This is a genomic window from Providencia sp. PROV236 (assembly GCF_033676985.1).
Classification (GTDB): Bacteria; Pseudomonadota; Gammaproteobacteria; order Enterobacterales; family Enterobacteriaceae; genus Providencia; species Providencia manganoxydans.
Window position 1 is genome coordinate 3,491,907 of the sequence record NZ_CP096297.1, and the last position, 22,981, is coordinate 3,514,887.

At 42.2% G+C, this 22,981-nt stretch carries 20 protein-coding genes; 1 reads left to right on the forward strand and 19 read right to left on the reverse strand.

The annotated features are described in order from the left end of the window. Positions 1-78 precede the first annotated feature (78 nt). The 18 genes from accA to M1E96_RS16180 all read right to left on the reverse strand — a co-directional run bounded on the left by accA (position 79) and on the right by M1E96_RS16180 (position 21,421). Positions 79-1,038 (reverse strand): acetyl-CoA carboxylase carboxyl transferase subunit alpha, encoded by a 960-nt coding sequence (gene accA / locus M1E96_RS16095; protein WP_070927366.1) that lies wholly within the window; start codon positions 1,036-1,038, stop codon positions 79-81. Positions 1,039-1,050: 12 nt separating this feature from the next. Next, positions 1,051-4,533, reverse strand: a complete 3,483-nt coding sequence (dnaE, locus tag M1E96_RS16100) for a DNA polymerase III subunit alpha (protein WP_349485518.1) — start codon at positions 4,531-4,533, stop codon at positions 1,051-1,053. Between the two features lie 11 nt (positions 4,534-4,544). Next, complete coding sequence (rnhB, locus tag M1E96_RS16105; protein ID WP_369427205.1) at positions 4,545-5,138, reverse strand: ribonuclease HII; 594 nt, start codon at positions 5,136-5,138, stop codon at positions 4,545-4,547. Beyond that, the gene (gene lpxB, locus M1E96_RS16110) at positions 5,138-6,292 is read right to left on the reverse strand and encodes a lipid-A-disaccharide synthase (protein WP_070927362.1); all 1,155 of its coding nucleotides are present in this window, start codon (positions 6,290-6,292) and stop codon (positions 5,138-5,140) included. The genes rnhB and lpxB overlap by 1 nt, the downstream gene beginning before the upstream one ends. A gap of 180 nt (positions 6,293-6,472) precedes the next feature. Beyond that, positions 6,473-7,270: an acyl-ACP--UDP-N-acetylglucosamine O-acyltransferase gene (gene lpxA, locus M1E96_RS16115; protein WP_070927360.1), complete on the reverse strand. Its 798-nt coding sequence runs from the start codon at positions 7,268-7,270 to the stop codon at positions 6,473-6,475. A gap of 1 nt (position 7,271) precedes the next feature. Further along, entirely contained in the window at positions 7,272-7,724 is a 453-nt protein-coding gene (gene fabZ, locus M1E96_RS16120) for a 3-hydroxyacyl-ACP dehydratase FabZ (RefSeq protein ID WP_004916757.1), read from the reverse strand. A 130-nt stretch (positions 7,725-7,854) separates the two neighbouring features. Continuing rightward, complete coding sequence (lpxD, locus tag M1E96_RS16125) at positions 7,855-8,892, reverse strand: UDP-3-O-(3-hydroxymyristoyl)glucosamine N-acyltransferase (RefSeq protein ID WP_070927358.1); 1,038 nt, start codon at positions 8,890-8,892, stop codon at positions 7,855-7,857. A 3-nt stretch (positions 8,893-8,895) separates the two neighbouring features. Continuing rightward, positions 8,896-9,390: a molecular chaperone Skp gene (gene skp / locus M1E96_RS16130; RefSeq protein WP_140180488.1), complete on the reverse strand. Its 495-nt coding sequence runs from the start codon at positions 9,388-9,390 to the stop codon at positions 8,896-8,898. A 90-nt stretch (positions 9,391-9,480) separates the two neighbouring features. Beyond that, complete coding sequence (gene bamA, locus M1E96_RS16135; protein ID WP_140180486.1) at positions 9,481-11,895, reverse strand: outer membrane protein assembly factor BamA; 2,415 nt, start codon at positions 11,893-11,895, stop codon at positions 9,481-9,483. 40 nt (positions 11,896-11,935) lie between these two features. Continuing rightward, positions 11,936-13,288: a sigma E protease regulator RseP gene (gene rseP, locus M1E96_RS16140; protein WP_369427206.1), complete on the reverse strand. Its 1,353-nt coding sequence runs from the start codon at positions 13,286-13,288 to the stop codon at positions 11,936-11,938. A gap of 8 nt (positions 13,289-13,296) precedes the next feature. Next, positions 13,297-14,160, reverse strand: a complete 864-nt coding sequence (gene cdsA, locus M1E96_RS16145; RefSeq protein ID WP_337979551.1) for a phosphatidate cytidylyltransferase — start codon at positions 14,158-14,160, stop codon at positions 13,297-13,299. Between the two features lie 12 nt (positions 14,161-14,172). Next, a complete protein-coding gene (uppS, locus tag M1E96_RS16150; RefSeq protein WP_070927350.1) occupies positions 14,173-14,925 on the reverse strand; it encodes a polyprenyl diphosphate synthase in 753 nt (250 codons plus the stop codon). A gap of 302 nt (positions 14,926-15,227) precedes the next feature. Then, a complete protein-coding gene (ispC, locus tag M1E96_RS16155) occupies positions 15,228-16,427 on the reverse strand; it encodes a 1-deoxy-D-xylulose-5-phosphate reductoisomerase (protein WP_070927348.1) in 1,200 nt (399 codons plus the stop codon). A 134-nt stretch (positions 16,428-16,561) separates the two neighbouring features. Next, entirely contained in the window at positions 16,562-17,119 is a 558-nt protein-coding gene (gene frr / locus M1E96_RS16160) for a ribosome recycling factor (RefSeq protein WP_070927346.1), read from the reverse strand. 108 nt (positions 17,120-17,227) lie between these two features. Continuing rightward, the gene (pyrH, locus tag M1E96_RS16165) at positions 17,228-17,956 is read right to left on the reverse strand and encodes a UMP kinase (protein ID WP_070927344.1); all 729 of its coding nucleotides are present in this window, start codon (positions 17,954-17,956) and stop codon (positions 17,228-17,230) included. A 263-nt stretch (positions 17,957-18,219) separates the two neighbouring features. After that, positions 18,220-19,071, reverse strand: a complete 852-nt coding sequence (gene tsf, locus M1E96_RS16170) for a translation elongation factor Ts (RefSeq protein ID WP_070927343.1) — start codon at positions 19,069-19,071, stop codon at positions 18,220-18,222. A gap of 140 nt (positions 19,072-19,211) precedes the next feature. Next, complete coding sequence (rpsB, locus tag M1E96_RS16175) at positions 19,212-19,937, reverse strand: 30S ribosomal protein S2 (RefSeq protein ID WP_070927341.1); 726 nt, start codon at positions 19,935-19,937, stop codon at positions 19,212-19,214. Between the two features lie 566 nt (positions 19,938-20,503). After that, complete coding sequence (locus M1E96_RS16180) at positions 20,504-21,421, reverse strand: tetratricopeptide repeat protein (protein WP_140180484.1); 918 nt, start codon at positions 21,419-21,421, stop codon at positions 20,504-20,506. 43 nt (positions 21,422-21,464) lie between these two features. Between M1E96_RS16180 and M1E96_RS16185 the strand changes: the two genes are divergently transcribed. Next, complete coding sequence (locus M1E96_RS16185; protein WP_140180482.1) at positions 21,465-21,944, forward strand: Hcp family type VI secretion system effector; 480 nt, start codon at positions 21,465-21,467, stop codon at positions 21,942-21,944. Here the strand turns inward: M1E96_RS16185 and M1E96_RS16190 are convergent. Continuing rightward, entirely contained in the window at positions 21,941-22,957 is a 1,017-nt protein-coding gene (locus M1E96_RS16190; RefSeq protein ID WP_272580649.1) for a hypothetical protein, read from the reverse strand. The two genes, M1E96_RS16185 and M1E96_RS16190, sit on opposite strands and share 4 nt — an antisense overlap. Positions 22,958-22,981: the final 24 nt, after the last annotated feature.

Sequence of the window (22,981 nt, forward strand, 5' to 3'; positions counted from 1 at the left end):
TTCATATTTTCTGCAACCAATAAAAACGGGAGCTGGCTTTTACCTAACTCCCGTTTTTCCGGCACTAATCAATAATGATTAGCAATAGCCATATTCCATCAAACGTTGGTAACGACGATTCTTTAGTGCTTCTTGATCTAATTCAAGCAGCTCATTTAGATCTTCCTCGATACGTGCTTTTAAAGAAGCCGCAATTTCATCATAGTTACGATGTGCGCCACCTAATGGCTCTGTCACAACATTATCAATCAGTTTCAGCTCTTTTAAGCGAGGAGCCGTGATCCCCATAGCTTCTGCTGCTAATGGTGCTTTATCAGCGCTTTTCCAGAGAATAGAAGCACAACCTTCTGGAGAAATCACTGAGTAAGTGCTGTATTGCAACATGTTTACTTTATCACCAACACCAATTGCTAATGCCCCACCTGATCCGCCTTCACCAATAACGGTACAAATCACAGGAACAGATAAACGAGACATCTCACGTAAATTGCGAGCGATAGCCTCTGATTGTCCACGCTCTTCAGCACCTACACCAGGGTATGCGCCAGGGGTGTCGATAAACGTAATTATCGGCAAGTTGAAGCGCTCAGCCATTTCCATTAAACGTAATGCTTTGCGATAGCCTTCAGGTGCAGGCATACCAAAATTGCGGCGAATTTTTTCTTTCGTTTCACGCCCTTTCTGATGGCCTATAACCATAACGGGTAGACCATTTAAACGCGCAATACCACCGACAATAGCTTTATCATCTGCATAAGCGCGATCGCCCGCTAATTCCTGAAAATCAGTAAATATACGAGATATATAATCTAACGTATAAGGGCGACGTGGGTGACGAGCGAGTTTAGCAATTTGCCAAGCACCCAGATCAGAGAAAATTTTACGTGTCAGCTCAAGACTTTTTTCACGTAAACGAGCAACCTCGTCATCTAGGTTGACTTCTAAATTGTTGTCTTGACGGCTAACTGCGGTCAGCGAATCAATTTTCGCTTCCAGTTCAGCAATTGGCTGTTCAAAATCAAGAAAATCCAGACTCATAATATTCCTATTTTAGTCAAATTCTAATTCTACCTGCTCATTACCCAGCAGAGTTCGCAGAGAATTCAGAAGGGCATCAACGGGTGTTACACGCCAAACAACACCAAATTTAAGCTTGGCTCTGGCGTCATCCTTCTGATAATACAAATGAACCGGAATCGTTCCTGAACGATGGGGTTCAAGAGTGCTGCGAAGTCGGTTCAGCAACTGGTCGTTAATTTGTTTGTCTGACAGTGAAATAGCAAGCCCTCGTGCATATTTTTCCCTTGCTTCACTAATGTCCATCAACTCCCGCACTGTCATTTTATTACCACCGTTGAAATCATCAAAGCTGACCTGACCAGTGGCAATCAGGATACTGTCTTTTTCCAGCAAATGCTGGTATTTATCTAGTGCGTCTGAAAATAGCATAATATCCAGACGACCGGAACGATCATCAAGCGTACAAATACCGATTCGATTGCCACGCTTAGTGGTAATAACTTTAGATGAAAGAACTAAACCTACCACAGTTGTCACTTGACCACGAGGGGTTGGGTTCACATCTTTTAATCTTAAACCGTTAGTATAGCGCTCAATCTCACTTAAGTATCGTGTTATTGGATGTCCAGTTAAATAAAGCCCCAATGTTTCACGTTCGCCATCAAGTACAACTTGTTCAGGCCATTTCGGTACACTTGCATACGAACTTTCTACTTGCTCAGGTGCTTCAGCCAGCACACCGAACATATCAGCTTGCCCAATAGCTTCTGCTTTCGCATGTTGATCGGCGGCTTTTAATGCATCCTCAAGCGAAGACATCAGCGCCGCGCGATGTGGACCCAATTTATCAAACGCCCCTGCCATGATCAGTTTTTCCATCACACGGCGGTTAATTTTTTTGATATCAACTCGAGCGCAAAGATCGAAAATCTCTTTAAAGATCCCTCCTTTTTGGCGGGCTTCTATAATAGCTTCGATTGGGCCTTCACCAACCCCTTTGATTGCACCAATACCGTAAACAATTTCACCTTCATCATTAACGTGGAAATGATACTGACCACAATTAATATCTGGTGGTAACACTTTTAACCCCATCCGCCAACATTCATCGACAAGACCAACCACTTTTTCAGTGTTATCCATATCGGCGGTCATTACCGCAGCCATAAATTCGGCTGGGTAGTGGGCTTTTAGCCATAATGTTTGATATGAAACCAGTGCATAAGCTGCTGAGTGTGATTTGTTAAATCCGTAACCGGCAAATTTCTCTACCAAGTCAAAGATTTTCATCGACAGCTCGCCATCAATACCATTTTTGATGGCGCCTTCTTCAAATACAGAACGCTGCTTCGCCATCTCTTCAGGTTTCTTTTTACCCATTGCACGACGCAACATATCAGCGCCGCCTAATGTATAACCTGCAAGAACCTGAGCAATCTGCATAACCTGTTCTTGGTATAAGATAATACCGTATGTTGGCTCTAGAACAGGTTTTAATGACTCATGTTGCCATTGTACATCAGGGTATGAAATCTCTTCTCGCCCATGTTTACGGTCGATAAAGTTATCTACCATCCCTGATTGTAATGGGCCTGGGCGAAATAGTGCCACCAAAGCGATCATGTCTTCAAAACAGTCTGGGCGTAACCGCTTGATCAGATCTTTCATACCACGGGATTCCAACTGGAATACCGCAGTCGTTTCTGAACGTTGCAACATGTCAAAACTTTTTTGATCATGTAGAGGGATCGCAGCAATATCAATAGGCTCTAAATTTTTCTTAGCTCGCCTTGGGTTGATCATTTCCAACGCCCAGTTAATGATCGTCAGCGTACGCAATCCCAAAAAGTCAAATTTAACTAAACCCGCATATTCGACATCGTTTTTGTCAAATTGAGTAACAGGGTTGTTCCCTTCTGCATCGCAATATAGGGGAGCAAAATCCGTGATCTTGGTTGGCGCAATAACTACGCCACCTGCGTGTTTCCCCGCATTACGGGTAACCCCTTCAAGCTTACGCGCCATATCAATGAGCGCTTTAACTTCTTCATCTGCTTCATAGATTTCAGGAAGCTGAGGTTCTGCTTCAAATGCTTTATCCAGCGTCATCCCTGGATCAGGTGGGACTAATTTAGAAATCCGATCTACAAAGCCATATGGATGACCCAGTACTCGACCAACATCACGGATAACCGCTTTTGCTGCCATCGTACCGAAGGTAATAATCTGTGATACCGCATCACGACCATACATCTGTGCGACATGATCAATGACCTGATCACGTTTCTCCATACAGAAGTCAACGTCAAAGTCAGGCATCGAAACACGTTCAGGGTTTAAGAAGCGTTCGAAGAGAAGATCAAACTCTAACGGATCCAGATCGGTAATTTTCAGTGCATAGGCAACTAAAGAACCTGCACCCGAACCTCGCCCTGGCCCTACAGGTACACCATTGTCTTTTGACCATTGGATAAATTCCATCACGATCAGGAAGTAACCAGGAAACCCCATTTGGTTGATTACGTTTAGCTCGACATCTAAACGTTCATCATATTCAGGTCGTCTTTCCGCTCGAATTTTTTCATCAGGAAATAAAAATTCAAGGCGCTCTTCAAGCCCTTCTTTCGAGCGCATCACTAAAAAGTCTTCTGTTTTCATATCCCCTGTTGGGAACTGAGGTAAGAAGTATTCACCTAGGCGAATAGTAACATTACAACGCTTAGCAATCTCTACACTGTTTTCTAAGGCTTCGGGAATATCAGCAAATAATTCACACATCTCTGCTTCAGTGCGTAAATATTGCTGAGGACTATAATTTTTAGGTCGTTTAGGATCTGATAAAGTAAAACCATCATGAATGGCAACGCGAATTTCATGAGCGTCAAAATCACTGCTCTCAATAAAACGCACATCGTTAGTCGCCACGACAGGCAAACCACGCTGAGTCGCAAGCTCTACCGCAGCATGTAAATAGCTTTCTTCATCCGGCCTTCCCGTTCGTATTAGTTCGAGATAATAACTATTCGGGAAATGGGTTTCATAGAACGCTAAACATTCCTCAACAAGCGCCTGATTGCCCCGCAATAAAAATTGCCCAACATCGCCTTTTCGTCCACCGGACAGTAGAATTAAACCCGCTTTGTGTTTAACTAACCAATCACGATGGATAGTCGGGCCTATCGCACCATAACCTTTTTGGTAAGCTTCTGAAATTAGTAATGTTAAGTTTTGATAGCCTTCATTATTACGTGCTAAGACGGTTAGATGCGCTATCTCATCGCCCAATTGTTCACTTTCAACAAAGAAATCAGCCCCAATAATAGGCTTGATCCCTGAACTGTGCGTCGCACCATAAAACTTCACTAACCCGCAAAGGTTAGTAAAGTCAGTAATAGCGAAAGCAGGCATCCCCATTGCTGCCACTTTTTTGACTAATGGGCCAGTTTTCGCTAATCCATCAATCATGGAATAGTCGCTATGAACGCGTAAGTGAATAAAACGAGGTTCAGCCATCTAATTTATACTCAGTCTTTCGCTGCTAATGCACGGCGCACTGGCGCAAAACTCGTACGATGGAATTTTGTTGCGCCATGTTGAGCCAATTTTTCTAAATGATAAGCCGTTGGATAGCCTTTATGTTTCGCAAAGCCATATTCAGGATAAGTTTTATCTAGCGCCACCATTTCTCTATCCCTAACGACTTTAGATAAAATCGAAGCAGCACTGATTTCTTTGACCAAGCTATCACCTTTGACCACCGCCTGTGAAGGCATTGATAATTTAGGGCAGCGATTTCCATCCACTAAAACAAAATCAGGTGTGATGCTTAAACCTGCAACGGCTCGTTGCATCGCTAACATAGTGGCATGCAGGATATTGATCTCATCAATTTCTTCTGGCTCAGCTCGGCCTATACACCAGCACAATGCCTTTTCTTGGATCTCAATAAATAACTGCTCGCGTTTTTTTTCTGTGAGTTTTTTTGAGTCAGCTAACCCGATAATGGGTTTATTAGGATCCAAAATGACCGCGGCAGTAACAACCGCACCAACAAGTGGGCCACGCCCAACTTCATCAACGCCAGCAATTAAGTTGGCTTCCGGGTATATAAAATCCATTAATTTCTAACCAAGTCCAAAACAGCATCAGCCGCTTGCCTATCCGCATCACAGCGGATCAACTGGTGAAGCTGTAAAAATGTTGCTTTTAACTGCTCAACCTGTTCGCCACCTTCTAATAACGGCATTAATTGCTGGGCTAATTTCTCAGGCTGACACTCTTCTTGCAGCAGTTCTTTGATAATTTCTTTTCCTGCTAACAAATTGGGCAGTGAAACATAAGGCGTTTTCACTAAACGTTTTGCTAACCAAAAGGTAAAGGGCTTCATTCGATAGCCAACCACCATCGGACATTTTGCTAACATACACTCTAACGCCGCAGTCCCAGAAGCTAATAATGCTGCATCCGCTGCTATCATCGCATCTCTAGCTTGACCATCTAATAAATGAATTTTCAGCTCTGGAGCGACCTGCTGACGAATAGTTTCAAATTGTTCGCGCCGCTTTTGATTGACCAACGGTACAACAATATGTAATTCGGTAAAATGTTGATTGAGAATGGCCGCGGTTTTTAAAAAATCCGCACTCAACATCTCCACTTCTGAATGCCTGCTTCCGGGTAAGATAGCTAAACATTTTGCATTATCAGGTATACCAAGACGTTGCCTTGCTGCTAATTGGTTCACTTGAAGTGGAATTGCGTCCGCCATAGTATGCCCAATAAAACGACAAGGCACATTAAAACGGTCATAGAATGCTTTTTCAAACGGTAAAAAGGCTAGCACCAAATTCGTGGATCGACCAATTTTAAATACCCGTTTTTGCCGCCACGCCCATACTGATGGGCTAACGTAATGAATAGTTTTAATACCTTTTGATTTTAATCGCCCTTCGAGCGTGATATTAAAATCAGGTGCATCAATACCGACAAAAATATCAGGTTGCAGTTGTGTAAAACGTTCAGTTAAATCTTTACGTATAGACAATAACCGAGGGAGGCGCCCTAAAACTTCAACAACCCCCATCACTGCAAGTTCTTCCATTTCATACCAAGCTTCACAGCCTTCAGCTTGCATTAAAGGTCCCGCAACACCGACAAAACGTGCATCAGGAACCTGCTCTTTTAATGCTCTGATAAGCCCTGCACCCAGTATATCGCCGGATGTTTCGCCAGCGACAAGGCCAATAGTCAGTGGGCGATTATGATCCGCCAAAGTTCTCTCCTTAATATACTCGCCATACTTTTTAAGTTGCAGCGTTTCGCATTAAGATAGGATGACTACACTCACTCGCGCCAGTCACATAATTTTCTATGCTTCTAGCGACGCATTGGTTTGTCGCCTCACTGCACCTTGTGTTATTTAGAGTATCGGCCCTGATTTCGCTATTTTTATTTAACGAATAATACCACGGTTAGATTCTGCTGAATCTTCTAAGAAATCACTAAATACCTTCACATGCGGGTTTGCTAGTGCAAGCTGAGCAATTTCACTACGTGCATCTTCCAGTGACTTACCTGATCGATAAAGCACTTTATAAGCATTACGGATAGCATGGAGTGACTCTTTATCAAAACCTCGACGCTTCAGGCCTTCAATATTTAAGCCATAAGGTGTCGCATGGTTACCCTGAGCGATAACATAAGGTGGAACATCTTGTGCAACACCTGAGCAACCGCCGACCATAACATGAGCACCTATTTGACAGAATTGGTGAACCGCCGTCATTCCACCAATAATGGCAAAATCACCGAGTGTAACGTGTCCGCCCAAGGTGCCATTATTAGCAATAATGCAGCGATTACCAATGATGCAGTCATGAGCGATATGTGCATTAACCATTAATAAGTTGTCATCACCCACTTTGGTCAAACCACCACCTTGAGTTGTACCGCGGTGGATTGTCACACTTTCTCGAATACGGTTTCTATCGCCGACTTCGACACGTGTAGGTTCACCTTGATATTTCAAGTCTTGGTTTGCTTCGCCAACTGAAGCAAACTGATAAATCACATTATCACGACCAATTTTTGTATGGCCGTTGATAACAATGTGAGATTTGAGCTCAGTGCCTTCGCCTATTTCAACGTTAGCGCCAATATAACAAAAAGGGCCAATACGAACATTGGCACCGATAATAGCTCCATCTTCAACAATGGATGAGGGATGAATACAGGCTGTTTTATCAATCATATCAGACCTCACGGCGACGGGCGCACATCATTTCTGCTTCGCAGGCCACTTCTCCATCAACTTTTGCAACACCTTTAAAACGCGCAACGCCTCGACGTTCTTTAATAAACTCTACTTCGAGGATCATCTGATCTCCCGGTAACACAGGGCGCTTGAAGCGAGCGTTATCGATCGCAGCAAAATAATACAGCTCACCAGGTTCCAATTTCCCTACGCTTTTAAACGCAAGAATCCCCGTTGCTTGTGCCATTGCTTCCAGAATCAAAACACCTGGAAAAATTGGCTTGCCGGGAAAATGGCCTTGGAAAAATGGCTCGTTGAATGAGACATTTTTTACTGCACGTAGGGATTTCCCTTTTTCGAAATCCAATACACGGTCAACCAAAAGGAACGGGTAACGGTGCGGAAGCAGTTCTAAAATCTCTTCAATGTTCAGAGTATGATTATCACTCATCGAAATACTCTTCCTGTCTATTAATTCAATTTAATTAACGAATCGGCCTGCTTTAACCATGAAGTTAGGTTAACTGGCAGGCCGGAAAAACGTAACTCAGTCGGTTATTTTAACCTGAATTACAAAATGATTACTGATTTTTTTGAATTTGGCTATCTAATTCACGCTCAACTGTTTTCAAGCGCTTATTCATTTCATTGATATTTAACACTAAAGCTGCTGTTTTACGCCATGTTTTATTAGGCTGTAAAGGTATACCCGAAGAGTATACGCCAGGCTCAGTAATTGGTCTCATGACCATACCCATACCTGTGACGGTCACCTTATCGCAGATCTCCATATGACCGTTAATCACACTCGCACCACCAATCATACAATAACGGCCAATTTTCAAACTTCCCGCCATGATGACCCCACCCGCGACGGCAGTACCTTCACCAATGGTTACGTTATGTGCTATCTGACATTGATTATCAATAATAACATTACTACCAATAACCGTATTATCTAATGCGCCGCGATCGATAGTGGTACATGCACCAATCTCGACATGATCACCAATAATGACGGTGCCAAGTTGCGGGATTTTAACCCATTTACCACGGTCATTTGCGTAGCCGAAACCATCAGAACCAATAACAGTACCTGATTGGATCAAACATTGCTCTCCAATTTCAATATGATGGTAGATGCTAACATTTGCCCATAAGCGGCTACCCGCACCAATACGCGTGTTTTTACCAACAAAGCAACCTGCACCGATGACAACGTTATCACCAAGCACCACACCGCTTTCAATGACGGCATTTGCACCAACCGCAACATTGCTACCTAATATCGCATCCTCAGCAATCACAGCTGACGCATGAATATTTTCTGCGGGACTTGGAGTGGTATCCATTATTTGAGCCATGCGTGCATAAGCCAGATATGGATTATCAACAACCAAAGCTGCAACTTTGCAAGCTTCTAGGTCTTTCGCTGTTAGGACTACAGCAGCCGCCTGACATTCAGCTAATTTATCGCTGTAACGGCTATCAGACAGGAAGGTAATTTGTTGATTGTTTGCTGAATACATCGGAGCAATACCGGTGATGACAATATCGCCATCACCGTGTAACTGTGCATTCAACTGCTGAGCAAGATCAGCTAATCGAATTGAAGACATCTATTATTTAACCTGTTTTTGAACCTGACTGGTGATGTCAATGCTATCTTTTGCATAAGCAACTGCATTTGCGTCGATAACGACATCATAGCCTTCTTTGGCTGCAACAGATTTAATAGAATCTTGAATACGGCTGAGAATTTTGTTGCGCTCTTCCATTTGACGACGACGATTGTCTTCTTCAAATTTCTGCGCTTTTTCAGCAAACTGATCACGTTTAGTCATCAGCTCTTTTTCTTGCTTTTCACGATCGCTTTGCTTCATTGTTGCACCATCACGGCGCAGTTTCTCTACGCGTGATTGGAGATCTTTTTCCAAGTTCTGCAACTCTGTCGCACGGCTCTTGAATTCGTTCTCAAGCTGTTTAGCAACGGCTTCGCGTGCTGGCATATTTTGGAAAATTTCACCAACGTTCACAACAGCAATTTTATCTGCGTAAGCTCCCGCAGACATCGCTAAAGCCAGACTCACACCCGCTGCACACAACAATTTTTTCACACGAAACTCCTTAACCCATATTTATGGCTGGAAATTTTGGTTACCCCCACGCTATATATGGGGGTTTTCCTTAGATAGACACGATCTAGATTACCATGTTCTACCAATATTGAATTGGAACTGTTCTGATTTATCGCCTTCGTAGTCCTTAATAGGCTGCGCATAGGAGAAGACCAGAGGCCCAAGTGGCGACATCCATTGTAAAGCAACACCCGCAGATGCACGGACATTGGTTGCTTTACCATAGTCAGGCATGCCCGCACGCCATGCTGGATCAATACTGTTCCAGTTGGTATCCCATACAGTACCTGCATCAACAAACAACGATGTACGTACTGCGTTGGCGTATTTCTCATCAATGAATGGTGTCGGGGTAATCAGCTCAAATGACGCTGCATACATCGCATTACCACCAACCGCATCACTTGATGGACTACCTGGCTCTGGACCAACGACCCCATTCACATTTTTCAGATAAACGGCTTTCGGACCGATGTTATTGGAGCGGAAACCACGAATGGTACTCGAACCACCTGCATAGAAGTTTTCATAGAATGGCATTTGCTTACCGCCAATACCATCACCAAAACCAGCTTGTGCTCGGCCTAAAATCACCCAAGTTTCATCTTCATTGATTGGGTAGTACTGAGCCGTATCAAAACGCAATTTATAGTATTCGTTATCAGAACCTGGAACCGTCACTTTACCAGACAGGTTAGTTTTATTACCTGATGTTGGGAAGAAACCACGGTTTAATGAATTATAGGTCCAACCTACGTTAACCGTGAAGTCATCGGCATTAAACTTCTCTTTATTGCGACCGTCGTCATTAATTGGTGGCTTATCCCCCATTGAATAGAGGTAATCCCACATCGCAGCTTGAGGGCGCATATCAGAAAGTGAGTTATGAACATAACCCGCACCAAGGCGGAATGAGTTATTTTCATTGAATGGGAAGCTTAAGAAGCTGTCTAAACCATAAGTTTTGTTAGTATAGCCAGATAAATCAGCATCTTTCGCACGGAAGTCGTTATAGAAAATACGACCACCCAAGCTCACACCGTTAACGGTAAAGTATGGATCAGTAAATGACATCTCAACGTTGGTTGAGTAATCGTTTTTACTTGCGTTAATACCAACTGCATTACCTGTACCTAACCAGTTATCTTGTGTCACACCAACTTGGAAACTGACGCCACTTTCAGTACCAAAACCAACACCAAAGTTCATTGAACCCGTGTTACGTTCTTTTACCTTGTAAACTACATCAACTTGGTCAGGACTACCTGGCACACGTTGCGTTTCGACGTCAACAGTTTCAAAGAAGCCAGTACGATTCAGACGTTCTTTACCTAACTCAACCAAATCATTACCCAGCCAAGCACCTTCCATTTGGCGCATTTCGCGACGTAAGACGGTATCTTTACTAGTATCATTACCTTGGAAACGAATTTGACGAACATAGAAACGGTTACCTGCGTCAATATTGACATGCAGTTTTACGGTTTTATCTTCATCATTAATTTCAGGCTGAGTCATTACACGTGGGTAGGCATAACCATATCGACCAAGAAGGTCTTTAATTTTGTTTTCCATACCCGTTACTTGGGTACCGTTATACAGCTCACCCGGAGTAATGGTAATGAGTTCTTGAATTTCTGTGAGATGATCTGCCGTATTACCATTAACCTCAACGCCGGAGATCTTATATTGATCGCCTTCCGTCACATTAATCGTAATGTAGATATCTTTTTTATCTGGCGTCAAACTGACCTGAGTGGAATCAATATTGAAGCGAGCATAACCTCGGTCAAGATAGAAGCTGCGGAGGGTTTCTAAATCACCAGCCAGTTTTTGTTTCTGATATTTTTGGTCTGCTGCTAAGTTCCACCATGGCACATCATCGCGTAATTGGAATTTATTGACCAATTCCGCTGTCGTGTAATTTTTATTTCCGACCACGTTGATCTGCTGGATTTTTGCAGAAACGCCTTCAGAGAATACAAATTTTAAATCAACACGATTACGAGGCAGTGGTGTAGCAACGGCTTTTACTGTCGCGTTGTATTTACCAACACTATAGTAAAAGTCTTCTAGACCTTTCTCTATGTTCGCGATTGTCGTGCGGTCAAGGGCTTCACCAACACGAATATTTGATGCTTCCAAGTTTTGTTTGAGCATATCGTCTTTAACAGATTTGTTACCTGTAAAAGTGATACTCGCGATGGTTGGCCGCTCTTTAACTTGAACGATCAGCGTGTTTCCATCACGCAGGACCCTAACATCTTCGAAGTTACCGGTAGAGAATAGAGATCGAATTGAACGACTAATATCATCGTTATCAATCGAGTCACCTACCCTTACAGGCATGTTCAATAATGCTGCACCAACGGCGACGCGTTGTAGACCTTCGAAACGAATGTCTTTAACTACGAATCCGTCTGAACCGTATGCAGTGGCGCTGCCGAAAAGCAGCGACGCTATGAGCAACTTTTTCATCGCCATCGTTGTTATGCGTATTCCTTACTGGTCCCCGGCTTACTTGTTAGAAGCGAGAGAAATCATTAAAAAGTGCAAGTCCCATTAACAGAATCAATGCCATTGCACCTATCCGATAACTAAAGTCTTGTACTCGCTCAGACACTGGACTTCCTTTAATTTTCTCAATTAATAGGAAGAGCAAGTGCCCCCCATCTAATACAGGCAATGGAAACAAATTGATAATGCCCAAGTTCACGCTTATCAGCGCGATGAACATCAAATAATATACCAAGCCTGACTCTGCCGATACCCCCGCGCCTTTAGCGATCGAGATCGGCCCACTCAAGTTGTTAAGTTTGACATCCCCAACAACCAATTTACCCATCATATTCACGGTCAGCTTCATCAACTGCCATGTTTTATCGCTAGCTTGGTAAATTGCAGAAAATGGCCCATATTGCTGCACCATTTTATATTCATCCGCTAACGGTAACACTGAAAGTTCGACTCCCGCAATTCCAATTTGCTCTCCACCCTTCCCTTTTTGACTATCTGGAGTCAATATGAGCGAAATGAGCTGGTTGTCTCTTTCAACGCCTAATTTCATTGGTTGATTCGGACTTTGACGAATAAACCGCGTAACAGGATTCCATAAATCAATGGTATTCCCATCTACGCTAACAATTCTATCCCCTGCTTGTAAACCTGCGCGTTCGCCAGCAAGCCCCGGTGAAACTTTTAAAATAACAGATGACACTTTAGCCGAAACAGGCATGATACCAAGAGAAAGCACAGGATCTTGCTTTTCAGGATCGAATTGCCAAGTCGTTAAATCAATTGTTTTAGTCACAGGCTCACTAAAACCTTGAGGCAACACTTCTGCGGTTAATTGACGATCACCAATTTTACCCACTAACGCTAGACGAATTGAATTCCAGTCAGGCGTTTCGATACCATCAATTGATTTTAGTTCCATTCCAGGCAAAAAATTTGCCTCAGCCGCTACTGAACCCACTTTTACATCTTCAATAATTGGGCGAACGGATGGAACTCCAATCATAAATACCAACCAGTAGACAACAATTGCTAATAAAAAGTTCGCAATTGGTCCCGCACTAATAATTGCGGCGCGTTGCCCAATGGTTTTATTATTAAAAACTAGATGACGACGTTCAGGTGTCACATCCCCTACACGCTCATCCAACATTTTGACATAGCCGCCCAATGGGATCATGGCAATAACAAATTCGGTCCCCTGACGGTCAACTTTACGCCATAACGTTTTCCCAAAACCGATAGAAAAACGTTCGACATAAACACCACAACGACGAGCGACCCAAAAGTGACCAAATTCATGTACGGTAATTAACACGCCAATAGCAATGATAAATGCCGCTAAACTCCAAAAAAATCCCATTTCCTATCCTAAAGACCGAAACCATTAAAAACTAATAAATTCAGGCCAGCAAATACCGGTATTGCAGCGGTTAGACTATCGATTCTATCAAGAATTCCACCGTGACCTGGAATTAAATGACTACTGTCCTTGATCCCTGATTGACGTTTAAACATGCTTTCAGTCAAATCACCGAATACAGATACTACAACAACAATAATTGATGTAACCAGCAAATAATCAGGCATAACAGGGATTGGCGCAAATAAACTAAATAGCCAAGAAATAATTCCTGCTGTGATTAAGCCGCCAGCTAACCCTTCCCATGTTTTACCAGGAGAAACTTTTGGTGCCATCTTATGACGTCCCATGGTACGGCCAAAAGCATACGCTCCGGAATCTGCACCCCATACCAACAACATCACATATAGCAACCACCATGCACCAAAGAAAGTATCAGTATGATAGCCAATCGTTCTCAATACCATCATGCCACAATAGAAAGGGATAATGGTCAATACACCAAATAAAGCGCGAACAATCGCTGATTGTCCCCAAGCTTGGGCTGATTGAGGATAAGTGACAACTAATACTATCGCTACGACCCACCAAATGAGTCCTGCCCACAAGCCATATAAAATCAAAGGTTCATTCGCCAACATGGTCATATCAGCAAAAGAGAATTGCATTGCTAATAATGCAACAGCAAAAACGACCGCAAGAACGATGCGTTTAGCTTGGGTTTGCCATCCGGCAAATTGTGCCCATTCCCAAGCCCCTAGTGCACACACTGCGATTACAACATAGCCAAATGCAGCAGGTGAAAGCAAAAAAAGCGCGGCAATAACCAGCGGAATTAAAATAATTGCTGTAATTAAACGATATTTCAGCACAATTTACCCCTTTTACTTAACGAGCTCATCATCTGACTCAGCCCCACCATAACGTCGCTCGCGTTGACTAAAAGCATCAATTGCATTCTGAAACACCATTTCATCAAAATCTGGCCACAGTACATTGGTGAAATAGAATTCGGCATAAGCAACCTGCCATAATAAAAAGTTACTAATGCGGTGTTCACCGCCCGTTCTAATAACCAAATCAACGTCTTCTTGCTCATGCATACAAACATAATCATTAATTGACTCTTCATTGATATCATCAATAGTCAATTCGCCGTTTTGTACGCGCTCAAAAACCTGTTTCACACTATTAGCAATATCCCAACGACCACCATAGTTTGCTGCGATATTTAACCTTAATCCTGTATTGTTTGCAGTAAGTTCTTCTGCTTTTTGAATACGTTTTTGAAGACGTTCGCTAAATCGACCAATATCACCGATAATTTGTAGTTTTACATTATTCTTGTGTAGGTTTTTTACTTCATTATCGAGAGCAAATACAAATAGCTCCATTAAGGAACTGACTTCTTTCTCAGGCCTTCTCCAGTTTTCACTGCTAAAGGCGTATAACGTCAGTGAACTAATGTTATTTTTAACTGCGAAGCGTACCGCATTACGCACAGACTCAACGCCAGCCTTATGCCCAGTTATTCTTAATTTCCCTCTCTGCTTTGCCCAGCGCCCATTGCCATCCATAATAATAGCAACATGCTTTGGTAGCCCTGAGTTGGAGAGATTTTCACCACTAGAGTTCATTAAATATTAATCCTTGTATGCATAGCGTTGAGAATTCAGCATAATCATACCTGTTATTTTTGAGTTTGCTGATAAGACAGATCCTTAATTCAGCGCTAAATACCGATATTATGTTTTTATACTCGTCATACTTCAAGCTGCCGAGGGGTTGACTACGCTCAACTAGCCGAGCCACATAACCTATATATGCTCCCCGCCTATCTTCGCTTGTCGCCTACCCGCAACTCGAACTCTTTTGAGTATATATGCGCGTGACATATTAAAGACTTATCATGCTTATCAGCAACTAAATAAATCACATACTAGACCGAAAATGTCTGTTTGATTAATTGTGCAGCTTCACATCGAGCCTGATTATCGATGTCTAAGACCTCATCAATTGAAACTGGTTCAGATAAATGCAGTTTTTCTAATGTTGCAAGATTAATTTTCGCAATATCTGTAAAACGAACCTTTCCTTCAAGGAAGGCTGCGACGGATATTTCATTGGCAGCATTTAAAATCGTGGTTGCTGCTTGACCTTGATGGCAAGCATCAATGGCAAGTTTCAAACAAGGGTAGCGCTGATAATCAGGCTGAACAAATGTTAATGACGACAATTTTGCAAAATCCAGTGGCTCAACGCCTGAAGAAATACGTTGTGGATAAGCCATGCTATAAGAGATAGGCGTGCACATATCAGGCGTACCGAGCTGTGCAATCACACTACCATCACGGTAGCGAACCATTGAATGGATCACCGATTGAGGATGAACAATAACTTCCATTTGTTGTTGATCGGCATTAAAGAAATAACAAGCCTCAATATATTCAAGACCTTTATTCATCATAGTCGCTGAATCAACAGAAATTTTACGGCCCATCGACCAATTTGGATGATTACAGGCTTCATCAGGCGTTACCTTATCGAGATAAGATAATGGCGTTTCTCTGAATGGACCACCTGAGCCAGTCAAAATAATACTCGAAATACCAGACGCAGATAGGTCGGCAAAACCGAGGTTCAATTGAATAATTTCAGGCAAGCTTTGGAAAATGGCATTATGTTCACTATCAATTGGGAAAACAGAAGCACCATGTTCACGAATCGCATTAAAGAATAGTCGACCACTGGTGATCAGTGACTCTTTATTCGCTAATAAAATTCGTTTTCCTTTGCGAATGGCTGCCAATGTAGGGAGCAAGCCAGCAACACCTGTAATTGCAGACATGACTTGGTCGACATCATCAAGGCCTGCAAGTTGAATAGCCGCTTCACGCCCAGACAAAACTTCCGTTTTACAGTGATTATCTGTCAAAATTACACGTAGCTCTTGAGCTGAAACCTCATCTGCCATCGAAGCATATTGTGGTTGGAATTCAAGACATTGCTTTGCCAATTCAGCTACATTTCTGCCAGCCACTAAGGCAACAATTTTAAATTTATCGGGGTTGTTTCTGACAACAGAAAGTGTGCTAGTACCAATTGAACCTGTAGAACCTAGAATAGTAAGACGTTTCATAATGCAGATACTCTGTATTTATTCAATACTGAGATTATATCAGCTTGATCGCTAAGAAAGGATGATTATTAGATCATTTGATATGAGAGAATAAAACCACCAAAGTTGCTCCTTTGATGGCTTTATTGGATGGATTAAAACTCCATCAGCTCAGCTTCTTTTTGAGCTAAAGCATCATCAACTTTTTTGATGAAGTTATCAGTCAATTTTTGAATGTCATCTTGTGAGCGACGCTCATCATCTTCACTGATTTCTTTGTCTTTCAACAATGCTTTTACTTTATCGTTAGCATCGCGACGCACGTTACGAACAGCAATACGACCTTGTTCAGCTTCAGCACGAACCACTTTGATCAGGTCTTTACGACGCTCTTCTGTCAATGGTGGAAGTGGAACACGAATCACTGTACCCGCTGATGATGGGTTTAGGCCCAGATCTGAAGCCATGATTGCTTTTTCGATCGCAGGTGACATAGAACGGTCAAATACAGAGATAGCTAATGTGCGTGCGTCTTCAACAGTCACGTTCGCTAATTGACGTAAAGGTGTTGCTGAACCGTAGTAATCTACCATAATACCATCAAGCAGGCTTGGAGATGCACGACCAGTACGAACTTTACTGATTTGATTTTTCAGTGCTTCGACGCTCTTTTCCATGCGGTCTTGAGCATCTTTTTTGATTTCATTAATCACGTTTTCAACCCTTAAAAACTGGTTATTAAAGGCCGCAATGCAGCCTCGCTTAAACTTTCTGAATTTACGTTAGATAATACAATTAAACTCAGCCGATGTCTCTGAGTATTAATTGTGAGAAATCAGAGTTCCTTCATTTTCGCCCATAACAACACGGCGTAAAGCACCTGGCTTATTCATATTGAAAACACGAATAGGCAAATTATGGTCACGCGCTAGCGTAAATGCAGCCAAGTCCATTACTTTCAATTCGCGCTCAAGGACGTCTTGATAAGTTAATGTTTCATAAAGTACAGCATCTGGATCTTTTGCTGGATCCGCTGAATACACACCATCAACTTTTGTTGCTTTCAATACAACATCTGCTTCGATCTCAATGCCACGTAAACACGCAGCAGAGTCAGTTGTAAAGAATGGATTCCCTGTTCCCGCAGAAAAAATCACAACGCGGCCATGACGTAACAGACTGATAGCCTCAGCCCAACTATAGTTATCACACACGCCGTTAAGTGGAATTGCAGACATTAGTCTTGCATTCACATAAGCACGATGCAATGCATCACGCATGGCTAGCCCGTTCATCACGGTAGCCAGCATCCCCATATGGTCACCAACCACACGGTTCATACCCGCTTGTGCCAAACCAGCACCACGAAACAGGTTACCACCGCCAATAACCACACCGACCTGTATACCCAGCTCTATGAGTTCTTTGATTTCCTGAGCCATACGATCTAAAACGCTAGCATCGATTCCAAAACCTTCTGCGCCTTGTAAGGCTTCGCCACTGAGCTTAAGCAGGATACGCTGATAAACGGGTTTTGCATTGGTTGCCATGGTGTTCTGTCCTACACAGATAATTTATTGGGGTAACACACGCAGAATGCATAAGGCGATTTCTACGTACCTTAATTTTTTGGGATATACTCCAAATAATTCGAGTTGTAGGTGAGCGACGAGTTAAGATAGACGGGGAGCATAGATAAACTCTATGACTCGACTAACTGAACACAGTCAACACAACTGTAACTTGAAGGATTTCGGGTATATGCTAATTAAAACAGAGCCGCCAATCGGCGGCTCCTTGTAAAGCTGACTACTTACTTACTCATTGCAGCAACTTCTGCTGCGAAGTCAGTTTCAACTTTCTCGATACCTTCACCCACTTCAAAACGGATAAAGTTAGTTACTTTCGCATTTTTCTCTTTCAGCAGATCACCAACAGATTTGCTTGGATCCATAACGAAAGGCTGGCCAGTCAGTGAGATTTCGCCAGTGAATTTGTTCATGCGACCAATAACCATTTTTTCTGCGATTTCGCGTGGTTTACCAGATTGCATAGCGATGTCTAGCTGGATTTGGTGCTCGTGAGCAACAACATCAGCAGGTACATCATCAGGAGTAACATATTCAGGCTTGCTTGCCGCGATGTGCATAGCAATGTGCTTCAGCAGTTCTTCGTCCGCGCCTTCAGCTGCAACTAAAACACCGATACGTGCACCGTGCAGGTAGCTACCTACTTGTGCGCCTTCAAGGATTGCAACGCGACGGATGTTGATGTTTTCGCCGATTTTAGCAACCAGAGCAGTACGAGTGTCTTCAAATTTTGCTTTCAGTGCATCGATATCTGCATTTTTATCAGCAACAACGGAAGCCATCACTTCTTTACCGAATGCCAGGAATCCAGCATCTTTAGCAACGAAGTCAGTTTCACAGTTCAGTTCGATCAGTGCGCCAGTTTTGCCGTCAGCAAAAACTTCTGCAAGGATAACACCTTCAGCAGCAACACGGCCTGCTTTTTTAGCCGCTTTAGCCTGACCTGATTTACGCATGTTGTCGATGGCTAATTCGATATCACCATTCGCTTCAACGAGTGCTTTTTTACATTCCATCATACCTGCGCCAGTACGTTCGCGCAGTTCTTTTACCAATGCAGCGGTAATTCCAGACATGTGATTTATTCCTCGATATACCTTGCGGGAGGATCCCCCCAAGGATAATTCTGATTCAGATAGATAAAAGGGGCCACAAAGGCCCCCTTCTAACCATATAGCAATACCTGGTTAATAAGGGCTCTACTGAGCAGGCCTTATTATTCAGCTTCTACTAAGCTTTCTTCTGCTTGTACAGCCAGATCTTGAGAACGACCTTCACGAACAGTAGTTGCTACAGCGCCCAGATACAATTTGATTGCACGGATTGCGTCGTCGTTACCAGGGATAACAAAGTCGATACCGTCTGGATCAGAGTTAGTATCAACGACAGCAAATACTGGGATACCCAGGTTGTTTGCTTCTTTGATAGCGATATGTTCGTGTTCTGCATCGATAACGAACAGAGCGTCAGGTAAACCGCCCATATCTTTGATACCGCCTAAGCTGTTTTCTAACTTGCCAAGTTCACGAGTACGCATCAGCGCTTCTTTCTTGGTCAGTTTGTCGAAAGTACCGTCTTGAGACTGAACTTCCAGATCTTTCAGGCGTTTGATTGACTGACGAACTGTTTTCCAGTTAGTCAGCATACCGCCTAACCAGCGATGGTTAACGAAATACTGGTCACAGCTGTTAGCAGCTTCTTGAACGGCTTCGCTTGCTGCACGCTTAGTACCAACAAACAGAATCTTGCCTTTACGAGAAGCAATTTTAGTCAACTCAGCCAGAGCTTCGTTGAACATTGGAACAGTTTTTTCCAGGTTGATGATATGTACTTTGTTACGAGCGCCGAAAATGAAAGGTTTCATTTTAGGGTTCCAGTAACGAGTCTGGTGACCAAAGTGTACGCCCGCTTGTAGCATATCGCGCATGGAAACAGTTGCCATTTAATACCTCTGTATTTAAGTAATTGGGGTTATGCCTCCACAGATCCCATAACACCGACTCCAAAGCTGCGTCTAGACGCATAAGAGCACCCCGGTGCATGTGTCGACCTGTGTGTGTTATACACAATTGAGTTTAGTTTAAGCTTACCCATAATTCTAATTATGTGGTGCCATCAACCAAGGTTAAAGTCACATTTGTTCATCGAGAATATGGATTGCCGGCGCGCTTTATACCATAAATCGAATTAATAAGCCAACTTTTGTTGTTTTTTTGCGGGGAGAAAAAAGGGTTTAATGAGCTTAACTCTATTCCAGATTCTGTTCTAAATTCGCTATTGTACTGTGGTTAGTAGCGAACCTAACATTGCCGTAAAATCAATCGATGAAGTTAGTTTTTACACTCAGTATTAGAGTTAAATTAAACTCCAAATAATTCAAGGTGCAATTAGGAGCTAAGTAAATGAGTCGCTGGGTTGCCACATAAAATAGATAGTGAGTTGCGAATGAGCCTAGTCACCATGCCTCAACCCTCAACGAAAATCTCTGTAATTTAAATTATAGCCTCATTATTTTTTTATTAATTTTTTATTTAAAAAATCGATCCTTGATTGTATCTGCGTATAACCTAATTGATAGGCTCTTTCGTATAATTCTATGGCTTTTTCGTAGCTTTGAGGTACCCCTAGCCCTTCCTCATACATCAATCCCAAGTTAATCAACCCACCAAGCCCTTCTTTATTTGAAGCATCTTGATAGAGCTTTACCGCTTTATTAATATCGCGTTGAACACCAAAACCATGCTGAAAAAGCAATCCCATTGAATTCATTGCAGCGGGATCCCCTTTTGTAATGGCTATTTCATAGCATTTTATTGCGCCATCATAATTTTCTAAGTCACTGTACAAATCACCTAATCGAGTAATCGCAAAATAATTACCAGATTGTATTGATTCTTTATACCACTTTTCAGCTAAATCAGTATTTTGCTCCCCTCCACGGCCATCACGATATAAATCTCCCAAACTCATCATTGCGCTACTTGATTGATGTTTCTTGATTGCTATTTCAAACATTTGTCTCGCTTTGATGTAGTCATTATTATATTTGTATAATATACCTAAATTGTAATCTGCGGAGGATGACCCAAGTTCAGCAGCTTTTTGATAAAGTAAAATAGCTTCGTCTTTTTTCCCTTGGTCTTCTGTTAGCATCGCTAAACGATTCATCCCATTTGCATCATTTTTATCCGCCAGTTTCTGATAAATTTCTTCTGCCTTTTCGAGATTTTTTTCGACGCCAGTACCCGTTTCATAAAAGCGCCCGACCACCAATAAAGCCTCATCATCCCCTTGTTTAGCTAAAGTTTCACAGATAGCAAAATTTTTTTCTTCAGGAATGCATTTATTTACTGATTCAGAATATGATGATACTGGGTTACCTAAGAGTAACAATAACGTGACGATGGCGATTTTATTGTTTAACATAACTTAAATTTACCTATAAACGGACTCAAAACGGACTCAATTAATGGCTAATTTAATCTATCTAACGTTACAAGGGAAACAGCAAGGTCTGATTTCTCGTGGTTGCGGCACATTGGACTCCATCGGAAATCGTTATCAATCGGGCAAGCAAGACGCGATATTTGTCACAGAATTAAACTTCTCCATATCCAGAGCCCAAAACTTATCACACCAACCTATCGAGTTCACCAAACTGATTGATAAATCATCACCATTATTGCTAATTGCCGTTTCAAATAATGAAACACTCAATCTCGTCTTCGATTATTATCGTACCGCTCAAAATGGCGGAATAGAAAAATATTTCACAGTGAAATTAAACGAAGCATCCATTATTGATTACACCCATCAATGTCCAAATAATATTTTACGTAATGATATCGAACCGGAAGAACGGTTAACCATTAAATACCGTGATATTACTACTGCTCAAATTATGGCTGGCACATCAGGCTACAGTATATCCAATGATAGCGTGTTCTAATTTTTATATTTACTGATTAAGTTAACAATTTCAGCAACAAAAGCATCATCACTCGCCGCATTACTTGGACTTGCAGCTAACGTAATTAATGGGCTTAATTCCTCTTCAACAAAGTAATAAGCCATGGTGATTTGGCTTTTATTCATCGCGTCATAAACGACGCGATTCTTATTCTTCAGTCGTCTTGCCGCTTCCGACATTTTTTCAATGGTACCGTAGCTGTATATCAGAGTAGCTGCAATGATCGTGCGACTGATCACCGCACGAGGGCCACCTAACGGTTTAAAAAAAGACGGATGTTTTGTGACAATGAACGCAACAATACGCGTGATTATTGCAGTCACAATAAATTTCCGAATCTGTGATTCCGTCATAATATCAATCGTCACGCCTTCGGCAAAATGTCTAACCGACACATTCACTCGCTGTTCAATATCAAATCTATCATTAAAATTAATTGGTTTATTTATATTAGAAACGGTACTTGCCATTTGAATATAATCAGATAACTTTCGCCTTCTTGGTGGCGGCATTTGGCTAACGATAGCGCCAATAATAATATTGATAACCTCAGAAAAATTTTCATAGGGATCATAAACAAACCGCAATAAATAGATGGCTTCAACATTCTCTTTCATGATACGGGGATTTTGAGACACCCGAGATTTAAGAAGAAAATTCATACCTTGCAAAGGAGGAGGTAACACACCAAGTTCAGCAGCTGTATTTATCGAACGTTTAACACCTTTTGCCGAGGTGATAGCAAAATCCTCAGTTCCTTTTACCCAAGGATTACTGAGTGCCGTTTTAACCGAAGGTTCATCACCATCACACCTATAATAAATTGACTCATCTAATCCGCTAGGGGGTAAACATTCATTGGATCGATTATGTGCACTTTTAAGGTTTTTCAAAATTCGACGATAAATAACCAATCTTTTTTCCATGGCTTCATTAGCATCCATGATTTCACCGTTTTTACAATAAAACCATTCTAAATCACCGCACTGCATATACCCCCCATCCTTAAGTTAAAT